18 protein-coding genes are annotated in these 17,613 nt (G+C 72.8%); 6 read left to right on the forward strand and 12 right to left on the reverse strand.

The annotated features are described in order from the left end of the window. Positions 1-116: 116 nt before the first annotated feature. Positions 117-1,454, forward strand: coding sequence for a glycoside hydrolase domain-containing protein (locus ACFQW6_RS11275; RefSeq protein WP_378544679.1), 1,338 nt, complete (start codon positions 117-119; stop codon positions 1,452-1,454). Positions 1,455-1,484: 30 nt separating this feature from the next. On the opposite strand, the gene ACFQW6_RS11280 is transcribed toward ACFQW6_RS11275, so the two are convergent. From ACFQW6_RS11280 to purS, 3 genes are read right to left on the reverse strand one after another with little or no spacing between them, the layout of a single operon-like run. Beyond that, a complete protein-coding gene (locus ACFQW6_RS11280; protein ID WP_378544682.1) occupies positions 1,485-1,928 on the reverse strand; it encodes a DUF3817 domain-containing protein in 444 nt (147 codons plus the stop codon). Then, positions 1,925-2,593, reverse strand: coding sequence for a phosphoribosylformylglycinamidine synthase subunit PurQ (gene purQ / locus ACFQW6_RS11285; protein ID WP_378544685.1), 669 nt, complete (start codon positions 2,591-2,593; stop codon positions 1,925-1,927). Before purQ ends, ACFQW6_RS11280 begins: the two co-directional genes overlap by 4 nt. Then, positions 2,590-2,874 (reverse strand): phosphoribosylformylglycinamidine synthase subunit PurS, encoded by a 285-nt coding sequence (gene purS, locus ACFQW6_RS11290; protein ID WP_378544688.1) that lies wholly within the window; start codon positions 2,872-2,874, stop codon positions 2,590-2,592. Before purS ends, purQ begins: the two co-directional genes overlap by 4 nt. A 137-nt stretch (positions 2,875-3,011) precedes the next feature. On the opposite strand from purS, the gene ACFQW6_RS11295 reads away from it, so the two are divergent. After that, positions 3,012-3,836: a DUF72 domain-containing protein gene (locus ACFQW6_RS11295; protein ID WP_378544691.1), complete on the forward strand. Its 825-nt coding sequence runs from the start codon at positions 3,012-3,014 to the stop codon at positions 3,834-3,836. 59 nt (positions 3,837-3,895) lie between these two features. Here ACFQW6_RS11295 and ACFQW6_RS11300 read toward each other — a convergent pair whose 3' ends face one another. The 6 genes from ACFQW6_RS11300 to ACFQW6_RS11325 all read right to left on the reverse strand — a co-directional run bounded on the left by ACFQW6_RS11300 (position 3,896) and on the right by ACFQW6_RS11325 (position 8,810). Further along, positions 3,896-4,720, reverse strand: a complete 825-nt coding sequence (locus tag ACFQW6_RS11300) for a hypothetical protein (RefSeq protein WP_378544694.1) — start codon at positions 4,718-4,720, stop codon at positions 3,896-3,898. A gap of 327 nt (positions 4,721-5,047) precedes the next feature. Next, entirely contained in the window at positions 5,048-5,233 is a 186-nt protein-coding gene (locus ACFQW6_RS11305; RefSeq protein ID WP_378544697.1) for a hypothetical protein, read from the reverse strand. Then, entirely contained in the window at positions 5,233-6,798 is a 1,566-nt protein-coding gene (locus tag ACFQW6_RS11310; protein WP_378544700.1) for a long-chain fatty acid--CoA ligase, read from the reverse strand. Before ACFQW6_RS11310 ends, ACFQW6_RS11305 begins: the two co-directional genes overlap by 1 nt. 113 nt (positions 6,799-6,911) lie before the next feature. Continuing rightward, positions 6,912-7,460, reverse strand: a complete 549-nt coding sequence (locus ACFQW6_RS11315; protein WP_378547540.1) for an SRPBCC family protein — start codon at positions 7,458-7,460, stop codon at positions 6,912-6,914. Further along, positions 7,349-8,242 carry a phosphoribosylaminoimidazolesuccinocarboxamide synthase gene (locus ACFQW6_RS11320; protein ID WP_378544703.1) on the reverse strand — a complete coding sequence of 298 codons (894 nt, stop codon included), beginning with the start codon at positions 8,240-8,242 and terminating at the stop codon, positions 7,349-7,351. The genes ACFQW6_RS11315 and ACFQW6_RS11320 overlap by 112 nt, the downstream gene beginning before the upstream one ends. 16 nt (positions 8,243-8,258) lie before the next feature. Continuing rightward, positions 8,259-8,810: an antibiotic biosynthesis monooxygenase gene (locus tag ACFQW6_RS11325; protein WP_378544706.1), complete on the reverse strand. Its 552-nt coding sequence runs from the start codon at positions 8,808-8,810 to the stop codon at positions 8,259-8,261. A 242-nt stretch (positions 8,811-9,052) separates the two neighbouring features. Between ACFQW6_RS11325 and ACFQW6_RS11330 the strand changes: the two genes are divergently transcribed. The 3 genes from ACFQW6_RS11330 to ACFQW6_RS11340 all read left to right on the forward strand — a co-directional run bounded on the left by ACFQW6_RS11330 (position 9,053) and on the right by ACFQW6_RS11340 (position 13,343). Continuing rightward, the gene (locus tag ACFQW6_RS11330; RefSeq protein WP_378544709.1) at positions 9,053-9,244 is read left to right on the forward strand and encodes a hypothetical protein; all 192 of its coding nucleotides are present in this window, start codon (positions 9,053-9,055) and stop codon (positions 9,242-9,244) included. A gap of 29 nt (positions 9,245-9,273) precedes the next feature. After that, the gene (locus ACFQW6_RS11335) at positions 9,274-12,138 is read left to right on the forward strand and encodes a helix-turn-helix transcriptional regulator (protein ID WP_378544712.1); all 2,865 of its coding nucleotides are present in this window, start codon (positions 9,274-9,276) and stop codon (positions 12,136-12,138) included. A 134-nt stretch (positions 12,139-12,272) separates the two neighbouring features. Then, on the forward strand, positions 12,273-13,343 hold the full coding sequence (locus tag ACFQW6_RS11340) for a sulfotransferase family protein (protein ID WP_378544715.1): 1,071 nt from the start codon (positions 12,273-12,275) through the stop codon (positions 13,341-13,343). On the opposite strand, the gene ACFQW6_RS11345 is transcribed toward ACFQW6_RS11340, so the two are convergent. Then, complete coding sequence (locus tag ACFQW6_RS11345; protein ID WP_378544718.1) at positions 13,327-14,205, reverse strand: hypothetical protein; 879 nt, start codon at positions 14,203-14,205, stop codon at positions 13,327-13,329. The genes ACFQW6_RS11340 and ACFQW6_RS11345 overlap by 17 nt on opposite strands. 51 nt (positions 14,206-14,256) lie before the next feature. Then, complete coding sequence (locus tag ACFQW6_RS11350) at positions 14,257-14,526, reverse strand: acylphosphatase (protein WP_378544721.1); 270 nt, start codon at positions 14,524-14,526, stop codon at positions 14,257-14,259. Between the two features lie 66 nt (positions 14,527-14,592). Here ACFQW6_RS11350 and ACFQW6_RS11355 point away from each other — a divergent pair, with 66 nt between their 5' ends. Then, positions 14,593-16,044 carry an MFS transporter gene (locus tag ACFQW6_RS11355; RefSeq protein WP_378544724.1) on the forward strand — a complete coding sequence of 484 codons (1,452 nt, stop codon included), beginning with the start codon at positions 14,593-14,595 and terminating at the stop codon, positions 16,042-16,044. 125 nt (positions 16,045-16,169) lie between these two features. On the opposite strand, the gene purB is transcribed toward ACFQW6_RS11355, so the two are convergent. Continuing rightward, entirely contained in the window at positions 16,170-17,600 is a 1,431-nt protein-coding gene (gene purB / locus ACFQW6_RS11360) for an adenylosuccinate lyase (protein WP_378544727.1), read from the reverse strand. Between the last annotated feature and the right edge of the window lie 13 nt (positions 17,601-17,613).

Raw genomic sequence — 17,613 nt, forward strand, 5'->3', positions numbered from 1 at the left:
CGTGTGACTGATGTGGTCCTATGGGTCGGCCTGCCCGCGACACACCCTTCCCCGCCTGCCTGGAGCCACCCATGCGCCGCGTCCGCCAGACCCGACCTCGTACGCTCGTCCGGACCGTGACAGCCGCCCTTGCGCTGGTCCTCCTCGCACCGCTCGTCGGGTCGACGACCGCGACCGCCGACGAGCCCGCACCACGGGCTCGCACGCTGGCCTCGCAGCGCCAGGTCGCCCTTGCCACCCCGGGGGACTTCACCGGCTTCGGCTTCGACCAGTGCGTGGCGCCGGCCCAGTCGGCGATGGACGCGTGGTGGAAGAAGTCGCCGTTCACCGCGGTCGGCATCTACATCTCCGGCGACTCCCGCGCCTGCCGCACCCAGCCCAACCTCAGCCCCACCTGGGTCGCCACCCAGGTCGCCCGCGGCTGGCGGCTGCTGCCCATCGCCCTCGGCCCGCAGGCGTCGTGCCAGCCGCGCTTCCCGCGCTACAAGGACGACTTCAAGATCTCGCCGAGCCCCACCGGCGGCTACGCCACGGCGGCCGCGCAGGGTGCGGCCGAGGCCGACAAGAACGCCGCCGACGCGGCGGCGTACGGCATCGGTGCGGGCAGCACGATCTGGTATGACCTCGAGGGCTTCAACCTGCAGGACACGCACTGCCGCGAGTCCGCCCTGGTCTTCACGTCCGCGTGGGTCACCCGGATCAAGGCGCTCGGCTACACCGCCGGCTTCTACTCCAGCGCGAGCTCGGGCATCAAGATGCTCGACGACGCCCGCACCCAGCGGCCCGGCAAGTTCGCGCTGCCGGACCGCATCTGGATCGCCCGCTGGGACGGCGCGGCCAACACCTCCACGACCTACATCCCCGAGGACGGCTGGCGCCCCGGCGGCCGGATGAAGCAGTACCTCGGCGGCCACAACGAGACCTGGGGCGGCGTCACGATCAACATCGACAGCAACTTCATCGACCTCGGCGCCGGTTCCCAACCGCGACCGGAGGGACGCTGCCCCGGCACCCGGCTCGGCTTCTGGAAGTACCCCGCGCTCTCCCCCGCCTCCGCGAAGTCCACGCGCGTCAAGGCGCTGCAGTGCCTGCTCGCCGAGCAGGGCACCTACTCCGGTCCGCTCAACGGCTCGTACGACGCGGCCACGATCGCCGGCGCGCGCGCCTGGCAGGCCGCCCGCAAGTTCACCCCGAGCAACACCTTCGAGAAGCGGCACTGGACCGCGCTGCTCGCCGCGGGTGCCCGTACGACGGTCAAGCGCGGGTCGGTCGACGAGTCGGTGCACCGGCTCCAGCGGGCGCTCAACGCGGCCGGCGCGGGACGCTTCCGGGCGACCGGTGTGTTCGACGCGAAGACCGAGGCGGCCGTGCGGACCTACCAGTCACGCCTCAGGATCGGCGTCTCGGGCGTCGCCACGCGCCAGACCTGGAACAAGCTGCAGCAGGGTCGCTGACCGCTCGCCCTCGCCCTGGCCGCAGCGCGGTCAGGCGGGCGGGCCGACGACGAGCGCGACACCCGTCAGGCCGGCCACGGCGACCAGGCCGACGAGCGCGCCCTGGGCCGGACGGCGGACCAGCCACCCGGTGAGCCGCTCGAGGAGCCCGTGCGGAGCCTCGGAGCGCAGGCGCCAGGAGTCGCCCAGCAGCCCCGCGCGCTCGGCGTACCGCTCGAAGGGCACCGTCGCGAACGGCGGCACGGCAGCGGCGAGGCCCAGCACCAGCCGGCTGACCGGCCACTTGTGGTCGACGAACAGGAGGACGGTCACCAAGCAGTAGGCGATGAACACGACGCCGTGGACCATGCCGAAGACCTGGACGCCCAGCTCGGTGGTCGCGGTGACGTACTTCAGGAACATGCCCGTCAGCAGCAGCGCCCACGTGACGGCCTCGGCGACGGCGACGGTGCGGTAGAGCGTGCGGGGATTCATGCGAAGGCCTTCTCGGCGAGCGAGGTGAAGAAGCCGAGACCGTCGGTGCCGGGACCGGTGAGGTCCTCGACCGCGTGCTCGGGGTGCGGCATGAGGCCGACGACGTTGCCGCGCTCGTTGGAGATGCCGGCGATGTCACGGAGCGAGCCGTTGGGGTTGTCGTCGAGGTAGCGCGCGACCACCCGGCCCTCGCCCTCGAGCATGTCGAGCGTGGACTCGTCGGCGACGAAGCCGCCCTCACCGTTCTTCAACACGATCGTGACCTCAGCGCCCTCGGCGTAGGCCGACGTCCACGGGGTGTCGACGCGCTCGATGCGCAGCCGCTGGTCGCGGCAGACGAACTTGCGGTGGTCGTTGCGGATCAGCGCGCCCGGCAGCAGGTGCGACTCGCAGAGGATCTGGAAGCCGTTGCAGATCCCCAGCACGGGCAGGCCCTTGCCGGCCGCCTCGATCACCGACGTCATCACCGGGGCGAAGCGGGAGATCGCTCCGCAGCGGAGGTAGTCGCCGTAGGAGAAGCCGCCTGGGAGCACGACCGCATCGACGCCCTTGAGGTCGTCGTCGCCGTGCCACAGCGCGACCGCCTCGTTCCCGCCGATCGTGACGGCGCGGCGGGCGTCGACGTCGTCGAGCGAGCCGGGGAAGGTGACGACACCGACCCTCATGCGCGACCGGCCTCGTGCGCGACCTCGGCGACCGAGTGCGCCTCGACGTGCACCTCGAAGTCCTCGATCACCGGGTTGGACAGCAGCGTCCCGGCGACGTCCTCGATCTGGGCGAGCACCTCGGGCGTGATCTCGCCGTCTACCTGGAGCTCGAACCGCTTGCCCTGCCGGACGTCGGTGACGAGGTCGAACCCGAGCCGGGGCAGCGCACCGAGCACCGCCTTGCCCTGGGGGTCGAGGATCTCGGGCTTGGGCATGACGTCGACGACGACTCGGGCCACGGGGATGCTCCTGGGTGACAGGGTGGGACGGGCGGGTCGATTCTACGGAGCCGCCGCGGGAGCGTGCCCGGCGGGCATGACGGTGGACTCAGCGGGTACGCGGGGGGTGGCCGCACGGCGCGCGACGGGAGCTCGACATGGCACGGATCGGCATCTCCGGCTGGCGGTACGCCGGCTGGCGTGGCCACTTCTACCCGCCCGGGCTGCAGCAGCGCCTCGAGCTGGCCTATGTCGGCGAGCGGCTGACGAGCGTCGAGGTCAACGGCTCCTTCTACTCCCTGCAGCGGCCCTCGAGCTGGCGGTCGTGGGCCGAGCAGGTCCCCGACGACTTCGTCTTCGCCGTGAAGGGGCCTCGCTTCGTCACGCACATGAAGAAGCTCAACGACGTCGAGACGCCCCTCGCCACCTTCCTCGCCTCGGGGGTGCTGTCGCTCGGCGACCGGCTGGGTCCTCTCCTGTGGCAGCTGCCGCCCAACCTGGGCTTCCACCCCGACCGCCTCGCCGCGTTCTTCGACCTGCTGCCGCGCACGACCGCGGCCGCGTCGTCGTACGCCGCTGACCACCACGACCCGGGCAAGCTCAAGGAGCCCGCCGACACCTCCACCCCGGTCGACCGCCCGCTGCGCCACGTGCTCGAGGTGCGGCACGCCTCCTTCCGCACGGCCGAGTTCTGCGAGCTGCTGCGGGCCCACGACATCGGGATGGTGGTGGCCGACTCCGCCGGCACGTGGCCGATGTTCGACGAGGTGACCAGCGGCGTCGCGTACGTCCGGCTGCACGGCGACACCGAGCTCTACGCCAGCGGCTACTCCGAAGCCTCCCTCGACCACTGGGCCGACAAGGTGCGGGCCTGGGAGGCCGGCGGCCTCGACGTCTACGTCTACTTCGACAACGACGCCAAGGTGCACGCCCCCTTCGACGCCATCGCGCTCCAGGAACGGCTGGGGATCAGCCCGGCCTGAGCCGTTGGGGAACCAGACCCAGGGGGATCGGCGTCGCGCGCCTGCATCTGGTTCCCCATTCACTCCAAGGACCGGTGATGCTCGAGCATGATCGCCTCGAACGCCGCTTCGTCCGCGTCCGGCAGCGGCGGCGCAGGGACGAAGCGTCCCGGTCGCCACCGTCGTCTGTCCTCGGGGAGCCACCTCGCCCGAGCTCGAGCCGACTGCATCCGCTCCCGCCAGACCCGCTCGGAGTCCCCGGCTACGAGGACGAAGCCCTCGAGGCCAGCGCGACGCAGCGCGTCCGCCCGGGCCTCGTCACGCCGCTGGCGCTCGCGGCTGCGGTGCGACGCGCCGTTGTACTCCCCGTAGGTGCCGGAGTCGACCTCGAGCAGGTCGACCACCGCGATCGCCCGACCGGACAGGTCGAGGACCTCGCGGTTCATCTGCGGCCGCGGAAGGTCGAGGTCGCCCTCCCACACCTGGAGCATCTCCGACTCCTTCGGTGACCGGCACTCGGCGCACGCGCGTCGCAACGCGTACGCGACGACGGCGGACGGTCGCCGCCAGGACGCGACGTCCCGGAGCCGCTCGAGGTCGACGACGCGTGCAGCGAGCGCCATGTCCACCATCACCCCGGCCACACGCTCGGACCGTGCACGCCGGAGCTCGTGCAGCAGTGCCGCCTCGGTTGGCACGCACGGGATGCCGTGCCTGACGACGGCGCCAGGGAGCCGTCCGCGCGTGCGCTCGACCAGCACCCCCGGTCCGCGGATGCGGGACGTGTGCGGCAGCAGCACGGGCACCGGCAGGGACCTGCATGTGCCGGGAGCGAGACCGTCGAAGAAGGCAGCACCGGCCAGGCGAAGCGCACCCCAGCCCGTGACCATGCCCCCTTCGGGCATCCGAACGGCTGCCTCGAGGATGCGCTGTTCGACGGTCTGCGGAACCTCGGCAGGGACCACCAGCCCGTGGCTGCTGGTGCGCCACGACGGGCCCGCCGCGGTGCCGCGTCGCGGTCCGGACCGACCCTCGGGATCAACTCGTACCGGACGCACCAGACCTGTCGGCGCGCGGCAGCAGGGATGGAAGTCGTCCACACAGGGCGCCTGCCCCGCCGGCGAGCGACGTACGCACGACGCCCTGTGCCTGTGGACGACCACTCGGGGATCCAGACGCAGGCCGAGCGACCGGGAATGCCTGCGGGTGGTTCCCCAGCGCGCCCGCGTACGTCACTCCCGCCGGCGGGCGGCGACGATCACGAGGGCGAGCCCGAGGCCGGCGACGAGGGGGCCGAGGATTGCCCAGATGCTCTGGTCGGTCATCGGGCTGCCCTCGAGGTAGCCGAGGCCCTGGAAGGTCCAGACGGCTCCGGTGATCACCATCACCGCACCCAGCGCGATGCCGAGCGCGCGCATCAGCCGAGCTCGCGCTTGAGGATCTTGCCGGTCGCGGTCATCGGCAGGGCGTCGACGAACTCGACGATGCGGGGGTACTTGTAGCCCGCCATCTGCTCCTTGCCCCACGCGACGAGCTCGTCCTCGGTCACCGTGGCGCCGTCCTTGCGGATGACGACGGCCTTGATCTCCTCCCCGTGGCTCTCGTGGGGTACGCCGATGACGGCGGCGAGCGAGACGTCGGGGTGCGTGAGGAGGACCTCCTCGATCTCGCGCGGGTACACGTTGTAGCCCCCGCGGATGATCATGTCCTTGGAGCGGTCGACGATGTAGTACCAGCCGTCGGCGTCCTTGCGCCCGAGGTCGCCGGAGCGGAACCAGCCGTCCACGATCGCCTCGGCGGTCGCGTCGGGGCGGCCGTAGTAGCCCTTCATGATGTTCGGACCCTTGATCGCGATCTCGCCGATCACGTCCTCTGCGTCCTCGACGTCCTCGCGCACGCCGGGTTCGGGGTTGATCAGCTTCATCTCGACGCCCGGGATCGGCTTGCCGATGGAGCCGACGCGGGCGGGCTCGCCCCACACCGAGAAGCTCGCGACGGGAGAGGTCTCCGACAGGCCATAGCCCTCGAGGATCGTGACGCCGAACCGGTGCTCGAACTCCTTGTGTACCTCGACCGGCAGGGCCGAGCCACCGGCCGCGGCGACGCGCATGTTGGCAGCGAGCTTCTTCACGTCGACGCCGGAGTCGTCGAGCGCGCCGAGCAGGCCCCAGTACATCGTCGGGACGCCGGCGAAGAACGTCACGCCCTCCTGCTCCATCAGCGCCAGCGCAGGGCCGGCCTCGAAGCGCGGCAGCAGCACGACGGTGCCGCCGAAGGCGAAGCCGGCGTTCATGATCACGGTCTGGCCGAAGGAGTGGAACAGCGGCAGCACGCACAGGAGCGTGTCGGGGTTGTCGGCGTCGGCGCCGAAGAGCGCGTCGCTGGCGAGCGCGTTGCTGATCATGTTGCGGTGCATCAGCTCGGCGCCCTTGGGCTGGCCGGTGGTGCCGGAGGTGTAGAGGATGACGGCGGTGTCGTCGGCGTCGACCTCACGCGTCTCGAACACCGGAGCCTGCCCCTTGAGGGCCTGGCCGAGCGTCTCGGTGCCCTCGATGGGCGAGTCCGCGGCCGGGTCAGCGGTGATGACGAAGAAGTGCTCGCACGCGTCGGTCTGCTCGAAGCCGGCGTGGCCCTCGGCGCCGATCGGCAGCTCCGGAGTCCCTTGGAAGCAGAAGTACGCCTTCGCGTCCGAGTCGTCGAGGTGGTAGGCGACCTCGCGTCCCTTCAGCAGCACGTTGAGCGGCACGACGGTCGCCCCGGCCTTGAGGATGCCGTAGTAGACGATCGGGAAGTACGGCAGGTTCGGGCAGCTCAGCGCGACCTTGTCGCCCGGCTCGATGCCGCGCGAGACCAGCAGGTTGGCGACCTGGTTGGCGGCGGCGTCGACCTGGGCGTACGTCAGGCGCGTGCCGCCCAGCACGACGGCCGTGCGGTCGGGGTAGGACGCGGCAGAGCCTTCGAGCAGCGAGGAGAGGTTCGACATGGCGCCAACCTACTCAGGGGTGGCCCATCGGTCGACGACCTCGCGCACTCGGCCTTGACGTCCGCCATGGACTTCCTCGCCAGCGTCGCCATCGTCCTCGTCGGCGCCCTGGGTCACTCCTCGGCGCGCTGCGCGATCCGGTGGCCTGCGGTCTTGAGGTCGGCGGCGATCGCCCGTCCGGCCAGCAGTCCCGAGCTCCTCGCGGCGACGGCGTACATCCCGGCGCCCGACACCTCGCCGTCGGCGACGACACGGCAGCCGTCGCGGGTGCCGGTGAAGCGCAGCCGCAGGGTCGCCTCGACCCCGCGCCACGTGCCGCGCTCGGCCCACGACCGGAACGGCTCGAACTCGACGACCTCCAGGCTCGGGCGTACGCCGACGACGGTCAGCTCGGTCCAGGTCTGCCCCAGGTGGGGCTCCTCGTCCTCGGGCACGTCGACCGACAGCAGGCTCGACTGCCACTCGGGGCGGCGACGCGGGTCCACGAGGTAGGCGAAGGCCTGCTCCGCCGAGTGCGGGAGCTCGATGGTCGCGGTGAAACGCCTGGTCGTCAGAACGACTCCCCGGTCAGCAGCTCGTAGGCCTCGAGGTAGCGCGCACGGGTGCGATCCACGACCGCCTCGGGCAACGGCGGAGGGGCCCCGCCGGACGTGCGGTCCCAGCCGGACTCGCCGGTGAGCCAGTCCCGCACGATCTGCTTGTCGTACGACGACTGCGCGCGGCCGGGCTGCCACTCGTCCGCGGGCCAGAACCGCGAGCTGTCGGGGGTGAGGACCTCGTCGGCGAGGATCGTCGTGCCGTCCGGTCGCCGGCCGAACTCGAGCTTGGTGTCGGCCAGGATGATGCCGCGCTCGCGTGCGATGGCGTGCGCCTTGTCGTAGACCTCCATGGTCAGCATCCGCAGCTCTGCCGCGGCGTCGTCGCCGATCGCCTCGACGACGGCCTCGTAGTCGACGTTCTCGTCGTGGTCGCCGAGGTCGGCCTTGGTGGCGGGCGTGAAGATCGGCTCGGGCAGCCGGCTGCCGTCCTGCAGCCCGGCGGGGAGCGGGATGCCGCAGACCTCGCCGGTGCGGGCGTAGTCGAGGAGACCGGAGCCGGTGAGGTAGCCGCGGGCCACGCACTCGACGGGGAACATGTCCAGCCGCTCGCACACGACGGCGCGGCCGGCGACGGCGGCCGGGACGTCGGTCGAGACGACGTGGTTGCCGACCAGCCCGGCGAGCTGCTCGAACCACCACAGCGACATCCGGGTGAGGATCTCGCCCTTGTCGGGGATGGTGGTGTCGAGGACGAAGTCGTAGGCGGAGATCCGGTCGCTGGCCACCATCAGCAGCCGTCCCTCGTGCTCGCCCGAGTCGATCCGGTAGAGGTCGCGGACCTTGCCGGAGTGGAGGTGCGTGGTGCCCTCGACCGGAGGGGCTGCGGGAATGTTCAGCTCGGCCACGCGCCGAGCCTAGCCGTCACGCGCGGTGCAGCCACCAGCTCATCCGGCGCGTCATCCACGGCAGGAAGACGTACGTCATGAGCGGCGTCATCACCGACGTCACCAGCACCACACGCGGCACGAGCGGCCAGCCCGAGATCGTGCGCGAGGCGACGAAGTTGGCGAGCAGGCTGAGCGGGAGGAAGACCATGAAGATGACGACCATCTGCTTCCACCGCGGGGGCGGCACGGGGGCCGCGCTCAGGGCCTCGACCGTGGCGGGCTCGTCGAACCACCCCTCGATGCCCGTACGCCGCTCGCGGTGCCTCTCCTCGACGCTGCCCTGGGCGGCCTCGAGCCACCACTCGCGCTGCGGGGAGGCCTCCCACGTGGTGAGGGAGTCGGCGTCGGCGAAGCGGTAGAGCATGTGCCACTCGGTGGAGTCCTCGCTGGGCCGCACCCACCCCGATCCGAGGAAGCCGTCGAACTTCTCCGCCAGCGACGTGCCCGCCTGCACCCACGCCAGCATCTCCGTCGTGCGGGAGGGGTCGACGTGGCGGGTCACGGACACGGTCACGGGGGCGGTCATGCGGGGTCCCCGCGGCGTTGTTCGGGGGAGCGCAGCGGAGGAGAAGAACGCCGTGGGGTGCTCATGGGCTTTAGTCTCGGGCGCGGTGGGCGCCGGGACGAAGCCGAGAGCGACGAGATCCCGGCCACGTAGGACGGGCCTGAGGCACCGGGAGCTGGAGATAAGGCGTCTGCCCGATGTGCGAGCGGGGGCCTTAGCCGGAGCGTGGAGGCATCGCCCAGCACCCGACCCAGGAGCCCGCCATGAACAACGCCGCCATCGACGCCACCGCCCGCATCGCCAGCTTCCACCGCGCCGACGTCGCCCGCGAGGTCGCCGCGGCCCGAGCCGCTCGTCGTACCCGCCAGCCCGTCGAGCCGGTCGTCACCGAGGTCCCGTCGCCGCGCCGCAACGGGTGGAGCCGCTGGCTCCCGGCACCTCGCCCGGCTCACTGATGGCGGTCGCACGTGCCGACCGTCCACCCGTGGTCAACAGCCTCGCCGCCTGCGACCATCGGCAGATGGTCGGGAGGCTCGTCGGCCGCGAGGCCGAGCTGGACCGTATCGCCGGGGCCGTCGTGAGCGCCCGCGGCGGCACGAGCTGCTGCCTGCTCATCACCGGCGAGGCAGGCATCGGCAAGAGCCGGCTGGTCGCCGAGGCCGTGGGAAGCCTCGACGACGCGCTCGTGCTCACCGGGCACGCCGCCGACATGACGACGGGCGAGATCCCGTTCGGCGTGGTCGCCGACACGCTGCGCGACGTCGCGCGGGTGGCGGGCGTCGACGTGCTGCTGCCGGCCGAGCGGGAGGCGCTCGCACCGCTGCTCCCCGGCGCCGCGCCGCGCCAGCCGGTCGAGCGGGTGCAGCTCCTCTCGACCTTCCTCGACCTGCTCGAGCGGCTGGCCGGCGAGCAGCTCGTCGTGTGGGTCGTCGAGGACCTGCACTGGGCCGACTCGGCGACGCGGGACCTGGTCGGGCTCGCGGCGCGGACGCTGCCTGCGGGCCTGCTGATCGTGGCCACGGTGCGCACCGACGATCCCGAGCGCACGCCCGAGGCGGAGGCCGCCGTCACGTCGTACGTCGCCGGGCTGGCTCGGACGCCCGGCTGCGAGGTGCTGCCTCTCACGCGGCTGAGCGCGGACGCTGTCCAGCAGCAGCTGCGAGACCTGCTCGGGTCACGCCCGCCGGCTGACGTCGCCGGCCGCGTCGAGCGGCTCAGCGACGGCATCCCGTTCGTGGTGGAGGAGCTGGTCGCTGCGGCCGGGCGACCGGAGCTGACGACTGCGGCCGCGGTCGCGTCGGGACGTCTCGACGGGCTGTCCGCGGAAGCGCGGCGGCTGGTGGAGGCGGCGGCGGTCGGCGACGGCCACCTGCGGATCAGCCTGCTGGAGCAGGTCCTCGACGCCACGCCCGAGGAGCTCGACGCCGCGCTGGTGGAGGCCCTGCGGGCGGGCATCCTGACCGTCGACCACGAACGCGACTCGGTGGGCTTCCGGCACGCGCTGCTCCGGGAGGCCACGGACCGGGAGACGGGCCCGGGGGCCCGGCGGTCGTGGCACCGCAGGTGGGCCGAGGTGCTGGAGCACAACCCGGGGGTGCTGGCCGCCGACCCGGCGGCGCTCGCGGTTGCCGAGCACTGGCACCAGGCACGCGACGTACGCCGTGCGCTCGCGGCGACGATCACAGCCATGCCCGCCGCGGAACGGATCTGCCGGGCGGACGAGGAGCTGGCCCTGTGGTCACGGGTCATGCGGAGCTACGCCACGCTGGACGACGCCGCGCAGGTGGCGGGCCTCAGCCTCCGCGAGGCCTACGCCCGCTCGGCGCTCACGGCGGGTGTCGCGTCCCTCGCCGCCGAGCGGGAGTGGATCGACGCCGTGCCCAGCGAGCTGCTCACCGAGCCGGTCCGCAGATTCCATGCGCTGCGCCAGGTCGTCCACGGGAAGGGCGAGGCCAACGCCTATGCCGACGACGAGCTTCTCGCCATCTCCTCCGCCGTCGACGAGGAGGAGAACGACCTGCTCGCCGTCATGGTGCGGGCGTTCACCGGCAGCAACCTCACCCAGCACACCCAGCGCGGCGATGAGCTCATCGCCCGCGCCTGGACCGACGCCCGTCGGCTCGACGACACACGCGTCGCCTTCATGGTCGCGGCGGTCGAGTCCTACCGGGCCCAGGTGCTCGGCGACCCGGAGGGCGCGGCGACGCGCCTGCGCGAGGTGCTGGAGGAGATCGGGGACACCACGTGGCTCGGCGTCTTCCACCTGTGGGGCAACCTCGCCTGGTGCGAGGTGGTGTGCGGCAACCAGCACCGTGCGGACGCGGCGGTGACCGAAGGGCTGTCGCGGCTCCGCCGCCCGCACCTGTCGATCAACGTCTGGGAGCACCTGGTCGAGAACGCCACCGCCACCTGGATCCTGAGTGGTCAGTGGGCTCGCGCGCGCAGGCTGTTCGAGGAGTCCGATCCGTGGTGGGAGGACGACGTCCGCACGAGCAACGCGCGCCACGACCTCCTCGACCTCCAGCAGCGTGGGACCGCGGACCTCGAGCGGTGGCGAGCCCACCTGGGGTCCCCCGCGCCCGGCGGGGCCGCAGACTGCATGGTCCGTGAGCTCCTGGGCGCCGGCGCCGCGGCGCAGGGGGACCTCGCGGGGATGCGCACCACGCTCCGGCCCCTGTGGACCGGGGACCGGCTCACCCTCGACGACGACCAGCTGTGGAACACCGCCGTCCTTGTCGCCCGGGTCGAGGCCGACGCCGCACTGGCGGGTCCCCGCGACGACGGGCCCGCGGCCCAGGAGCACCTGTCGGAGGTCGAGGGGGCTGCGCTGCGCTTCCGCCGCTTCGGTCGCCTGGGCGAGGTCTGGCCCCTCGACCTCGCCGCCCAGCTCGACCGCTTCCACGGCCGGGACGCCCGCCCGGCGCTGCGGGCGGCCCTGGACGGCTGGGAACGGATCGGGCACGTCCCGGACGTGGCTGTCACGCACCTGTCGCTGGCGGAGCAGGAGGCGGTCCACGGCGCCCGCGACGCCGCTCGGCGCCACCTGGCAGCCGGGCGGGCGGTCGCGGAGCGACTGGAGGCCGCGCCGCTGCTGGCGCGCGCCGACGCACTGGCGGAGAGGTGGGCGATCGGCCCGCGCGAACGTCGTACGGACGGGGTGCTGACCGAGCGTGAGGTCGAGGTGCTGCGGCTGGTGGCCGAGGGGATGACCAACGGGCAGATCGGCGTGAAGCTCTTCATGTCCCCCAAGACGGCGAGCGTCCACGTCTCGCACATCCTCGCGAAGCTCGGGGCGGCCAACCGCACGGAGGCCGCGGCGACGGCACGCCGGCAGGGGCTGCTCGGCTGACGCCACCCACCGGTTGCGGGACGGGACCACCGCAGCCGGTGCGCGCGTCCTCGAGCCACCGCGCGAGGGGTGTGGCGGAGGATTGTCTAGTGACTTAGTCTACTAAGTGACAGCACCTCACCCCGGGAGGGAACGTGCCCCGAGCACCACGCCCCGACTTCCTCGTGATCGGCGCCCCCAAGGCCGGCACGACCGCGCTCCACGCCGCCCTCGCGCAGCACCCGGACGTCTTCGTGTCGGACCCGAAGGAACCGAAGTACTGGCTGTGCGACGGCGCCCCGCCGCCGGCCTGGCGGGGGCCGGGCGACAAGCACTCGCAGCAGGAGTGGATCTGGCGCGCCGACCACTACTTCCCGCTCTTCGCCCCGGCGGCGCAGCACCAGGTGCGCGGCGAGAGCACCCCTTTCTACCTGTGGAGCCGCGGCGCCCACCGCCGCATCGCCGAGGACCTGCCCGACGTGCGTCTCGTCGCCGTGGTCCGCGACCCGGTGGACCGCGCGTACAGCAACTGGATGCACCTGTGGTCCGACGGCCTCGAGCCGGAGGCGGACTTCGTGTCGGCGTTCGGTCGGGAGGACGAGCGGGTCCGCGCCGGTTGGGCGCCGTTCTGGCGCTACCGAGAGCTCGGGCGGTACGGCGAGCAGCTGGCCCACCTGCACCGCTACGTCGACCCGGAGCGCATCCTCGTCATCCGCTACCGCGACCTGGTCGACGCGCCCGGCGCGACGGTCGACCGGGTGAGCCGGTTCCTGGGGATCCGGGAGGGCCTGGTCGACTCGATCCCGGCCGACAACTCGCGCAGCTTCGTCCCGCCGGGCTGGCGACCGCGGCTGTTCGGGCCGGTCGTGCGCGGCGGCGCGCGGCTCGGGCAGTTCGCGCCGCCGCAGGTGTGGCGGGCGGTCCACCCGCTGTCGCTCGGCCTGCTGGGCGACCACCGCGACGCGCACCGTCCCCGCCTCGACGCGGTCAGCCGGCAGCGGCTGATCGAGACCTACGCCGACGACGTCCGGCTGCTCGGCGAGCTCACCGGGCAGGACTTCGGCGACTGGCTCAACCCGGAGAGCCGCGGCTCGTTCGCCCAGCGCTCCGCGACCGTGACCCGCCTGGTCGAGCGCGAGGCCGACCCGGTGGGCCGGGTGGGCCAGGAGGGCACGGCCGGACGGGCGAACGGGGCGGCGGCCCGCGGGGTCAGCGCACGCAGGTGACGAGGTCGTGCGCGCCGTCGGGACGCGCGGCCTCGACGTAGTAGCGCACCCGGCCGTCCGGGAGGGGCACGGCGGTGGCGTAGCGGAAGGCGCCGTCGGAGTGCGGGGAGGCGATCGGCGGCTGCGCGGAACGGGTCAGGGCGGCGCCGTCCCACGTCGCCACCCCGGTGGTCTCGAACCAGTTGGACTCGGCGTCCGGCCGGCCGTCGTACAGCACCGTGCCGTCGGGCAGCACCGCGCTGACCCGCGCGCCGCGGGCGTCCCACTGGCCATCGCGGCCGGCGAGCACCTCGCCGCGGTCCTCCCACTCCAGGCCGTCGGCGCTGGTGAGCCGCCGCGTGGTCATCCGGTCCTCGTGGCCGGGCTCGTCAAGGGGGTGGCAGCACAGCCACATCTCGTAGCCGTCCTCCCCCACCGTGATCACCGGGTCCTTCACGCCGGTGTCGCGGTCGCCCTCGTGCACCCGGCGCCGTACGCCGTCGGGCAGTCCCTCGACCGTGTCGGCGGTCAGGCTGTCCACCCACCAGTGCTTGGAGCCGGGGGTCGCGCAGGACAGGTAGAGCCGCCAGCCGCCCTCGCGCAGCGGCACGAGCACGGGCCGCTCGAAGGACTCGGCGCCGAACGCCTCGCGCGCCACCTCGGCGACGGGCTCGAAAACGACGCCGTCCCCGGACCGGGCGACGACCACCGACACGCCCCTCCCGTCGGTCAGCGGCCGGCGGACCCGCCAGGTCAGCCAGAACTCGCCGTCGACGAGGACGGCGCTCGCTGCTCCGGCCCAGTTGCCGGCGCCCGGCCCCGGTGCCGGCACCACGACCTGGACGTCGTCGTAGGTCGGCGGAGCTGCTGTCACGGTGGTCATGCGCCCACAATAGTCGACAAATTCACTACAGTTCGACGACGTGCCGGTCGGTCAGCCGGTGACCTCGAAGGAGGACGCGCCGCTCACCGCCGCGTCGCGGGCGGCGAGCTCGCGCACCCGCGCCGACGGCGGTCCGTGCCGGCACCACTCCACGAGCGCGTCGACGGCGTCGTCCTCGCCCTCGGCGTGCACCAGGACGCTGCCGTCGACCTCGTTGCGCACCCACCCTGCGACACCGAGCCGCTGGGCCTGCTCCTGGGCGTGCCACCGGAACGCCACGCCCTGCACCTGTCCGGTCACGCGCGCCTGGATCGCCTTCATGGACCCATCCTGCCCCCTCCCGCCGGGCGGTCCTCGGCGCTGGGACCGGGTGAGAGGCTGGCGCGGATGACCCAGGACGAGCAGGCCGAGCGCACGGGCGGCGACGAGACGGCGTACGAGCCCGACCCCCGACGCTGGCGGGTGCTCGCCGTGTCCCTCGTCGTGGGCTTCATGTCGCTGCTCGACGTCACGATCGTCAACGTCGCCGTGCCGTCCATCCGGGCCGGGCTCGACACCTCGGCCGCGACCATCCAGTGGGTGGTGTCGGGCTACGCGTTGGCCTTCGGCATGACCCTCGTCGCCGGCGGCCGGCTCGGTGACGCGCACGGACGGCGCCGGATGATGACGATCGGGCTCATCGGCTTCGTCGTCTCGAGCGCCGCCGTGGGGCTGGCCCCCAACGCGGCCGCGATCGTGCTCGCCCGCCTCGTCCAGGGCGCCAGCGCCGGCCTGCTCACCCCGCAGAACTCCGGGCTCATCCAGCAGCTCTTCCGCGGCGCCGAGCGCGGCCGCGCCTTCGGGATGTTCGGCTTCACCGTGGCCGTCGCCTCGGCCACGGGTCCGCTCATCGGCGGCCTGCTGATCGGCCTGCTGGGCGAGGAGAACGGCTGGCGCTCCCTCTTCCTCATCAACGTGCCCATCGGCCTCGTGGCGCTGGTGCTGATCCGCCGCCTGGTGCCCGACAACCACGTCGGTGCGGGGCCGGAGGGCGCGCCGAAGGACCCCCGCATCGACCTCGTCGGCGCGGTGCTGCTGGGCCTCACCGTGCTGGCGGTGCTGTTCCCGCTGATCAGCCTCGAGGGCGGCGCCGGCCTTCCGCTGGTCGTGCTGGTCGCCTTCCCCCTGCTGGCGTGGGCGTTCGTGCGCTGGGAGGCGCGGACGGTCGAACGGGGCCTTCCGCCGCTGCTCGACATGTCACTGCTGCGCGGCCTGCCCGGCTACGCCAACGGCCTGCTCGTCGGCACCCTCTACTTCACCGGCTTCACCGGGATCTTCCTCGTGCTGTCGGTGCACCTGCAGGAGGGCGAGGGGTTCTCGCCGCTGCAGGCCGCCCTGCTGATGACCCCGTTCGCCGTCGGCGCCGCCACCACCTCGCCGCTCGCCGGGCGGCTCGTCGGCACCCTCGGCCGGCGGGTGACCCTGGTCGCGCTCGGCGTGATGATGACTGGCACCGCGCTCGCCGCGTGGCTGGTGACGTCGCCCACCGACACCCTGTGGTGGACCCTTGCGCCCGCGATGTTCCTCGCCGGCGTCGGCGGTGGTGGGGTCATCTCCCCCAACTTCACCCTCACCCTCGCCGAGGTGCCGCCTGACATGGGTGGCGCGGCGGGCGGCGCGCTCCAGACCGGGCAGCGGATCGGCTCCGCGCTCGGAGCCGCGCTGCTGATGACCGTCTACCAGGCGGTCGGCACGGTGACCTCAGCGCCGGTGGCGGCCCGGGCGGCCCTGCTCGCGGCGCTCGCCGTCCTGACGCTGGCCTTCGCCGCGGCCATACGCTCCTGGCGGCTCGGCGACTGAGCATGTTGCCGCCGCTCCCGTGATCCCCGGCTGACCGGGGATCGCTGAACTTGTCGGCCCGTGCACGGCCTGACAAGTTCAGCGAAAGGCCGACAACCCCCAGCGAATCGGAGGTCGCGGCTCGGTCAGAGGATGGCGCCCGGCTCGTACGCCGCTGCGGCGGGGTGGGCGGCCGCGAGGGCCTCGACCCGGGCGACGACCGCGCGGGTCTGGGCCACGGCGGCACCGGTGAACTCGATCGGGTCGGCGACGAGCGCGTCGATCTGCTCACGGGTCAGGCCGAGCCGCTCGTCGGCGGCGAGCTTGGCGAAGACGTCGTTGTCGGCCTGGCCGGCGCGCATCGCGAGCGCGGTGCCGACGGCCGCCTCCTTGATCGCCTCGTGCGCGGCCTCACGACCGACGCCGTTGCGGACCGCCGCCATCAGCACCTTCGTCGTGGTGAGGAACGGCAGGTAGCGGTCGAGCTCGCGCTGGATGACCGCCGGGAACGCGCCGAACTCGTCGAGCACGGTGAGGAAGGTCTGGAAGAGCCCGTCGGTGGCGAAGAACGCGTCGGGCAGCGCGACGCGACGCACGACGGAGCAGGAGACGTCGCCCTCGTTCCACTGGTCGCCGGCGAGCTCGCTGACCATCGAGAGGTGGCCGCGGATGATGACGGCGAGGCCGTTGACCCGCTCGCACGACCGGGTGTTCATCTTGTGGGGCATCGCGGACGAGCCGACCTGGCCCTCCTTGAACCCCTCCGTGACGAGCTCGTGCCCGGCCATCAGCCGCACGGTGGTGGCGAGGTTGGACGGGCCGCTGACCAGCTGCACCAGCGCGGAGACGACCTCGAAGTCGAGCGAGCGGGGGTAGACCTGGCCGACGCTCGTCAGCACCTGCTCGAAGCCCAGGTGACCGGCGACCCGCTCCTCGAGGGCGTCGAGCCGGTCGGCGTCGCCGTCGAGGAGGTCGAGCATGTCCTGGGCAGTGCCCATCGGACCCTTGATGCCGCGCAGCGGGTAGCGGGCGAGGAGCTCCTCGATCCGCTGGACGGCGATGAGCATCTCGTCGGCGACGGTCGCGAAGCGCTTGCCGAGGGTGGTGGCCTGCGCGGCCACGTTGTGCGAGCGTCCGGCCATCACGGTGGTCTCGTGCTCCGCGGCGAGCCGGCCCAGGCGGACCAGCGTGGCGACGGCGCGGTCGCGCACCACCTCGAGCGAGCGGCGTACCTGCAGCTGCTCGACGTTCTCGGTGAGGTCGCGCGAGGTCATGCCCTTGTGGATGTGCTCGTGCCCGGCGAGTGCGGAGAACTCCTCGATGCGCGCCTTCACGTCGTGCCGGGTGACCCGCTCGCGCGCGGCGATCGAGGCGAGGTCGACGCCCTGCTCACCCCTGGCGACGACCGCCTCGTAGGCCTCGACCACGCCGTCGGGGACCGCGATGCCGAGGTCGCGCTGGGCCTTGAGCACCGCGACCCAGAGCTGCCGCTCGAGGACGATCTTGTGCTCGGGCGACCAGATCTCGGCGAGATCGGCGCCGGCGTAGCGGGTGGCCAGGACGTTGGGGACGCTCACGCCCGTGATTCTT

The organism is Nocardioides sp. GCM10028917, from assembly GCF_042666175.1.
Classification (GTDB): Bacteria; Actinomycetota; Actinomycetes; order Propionibacteriales; family Nocardioidaceae; genus Nocardioides.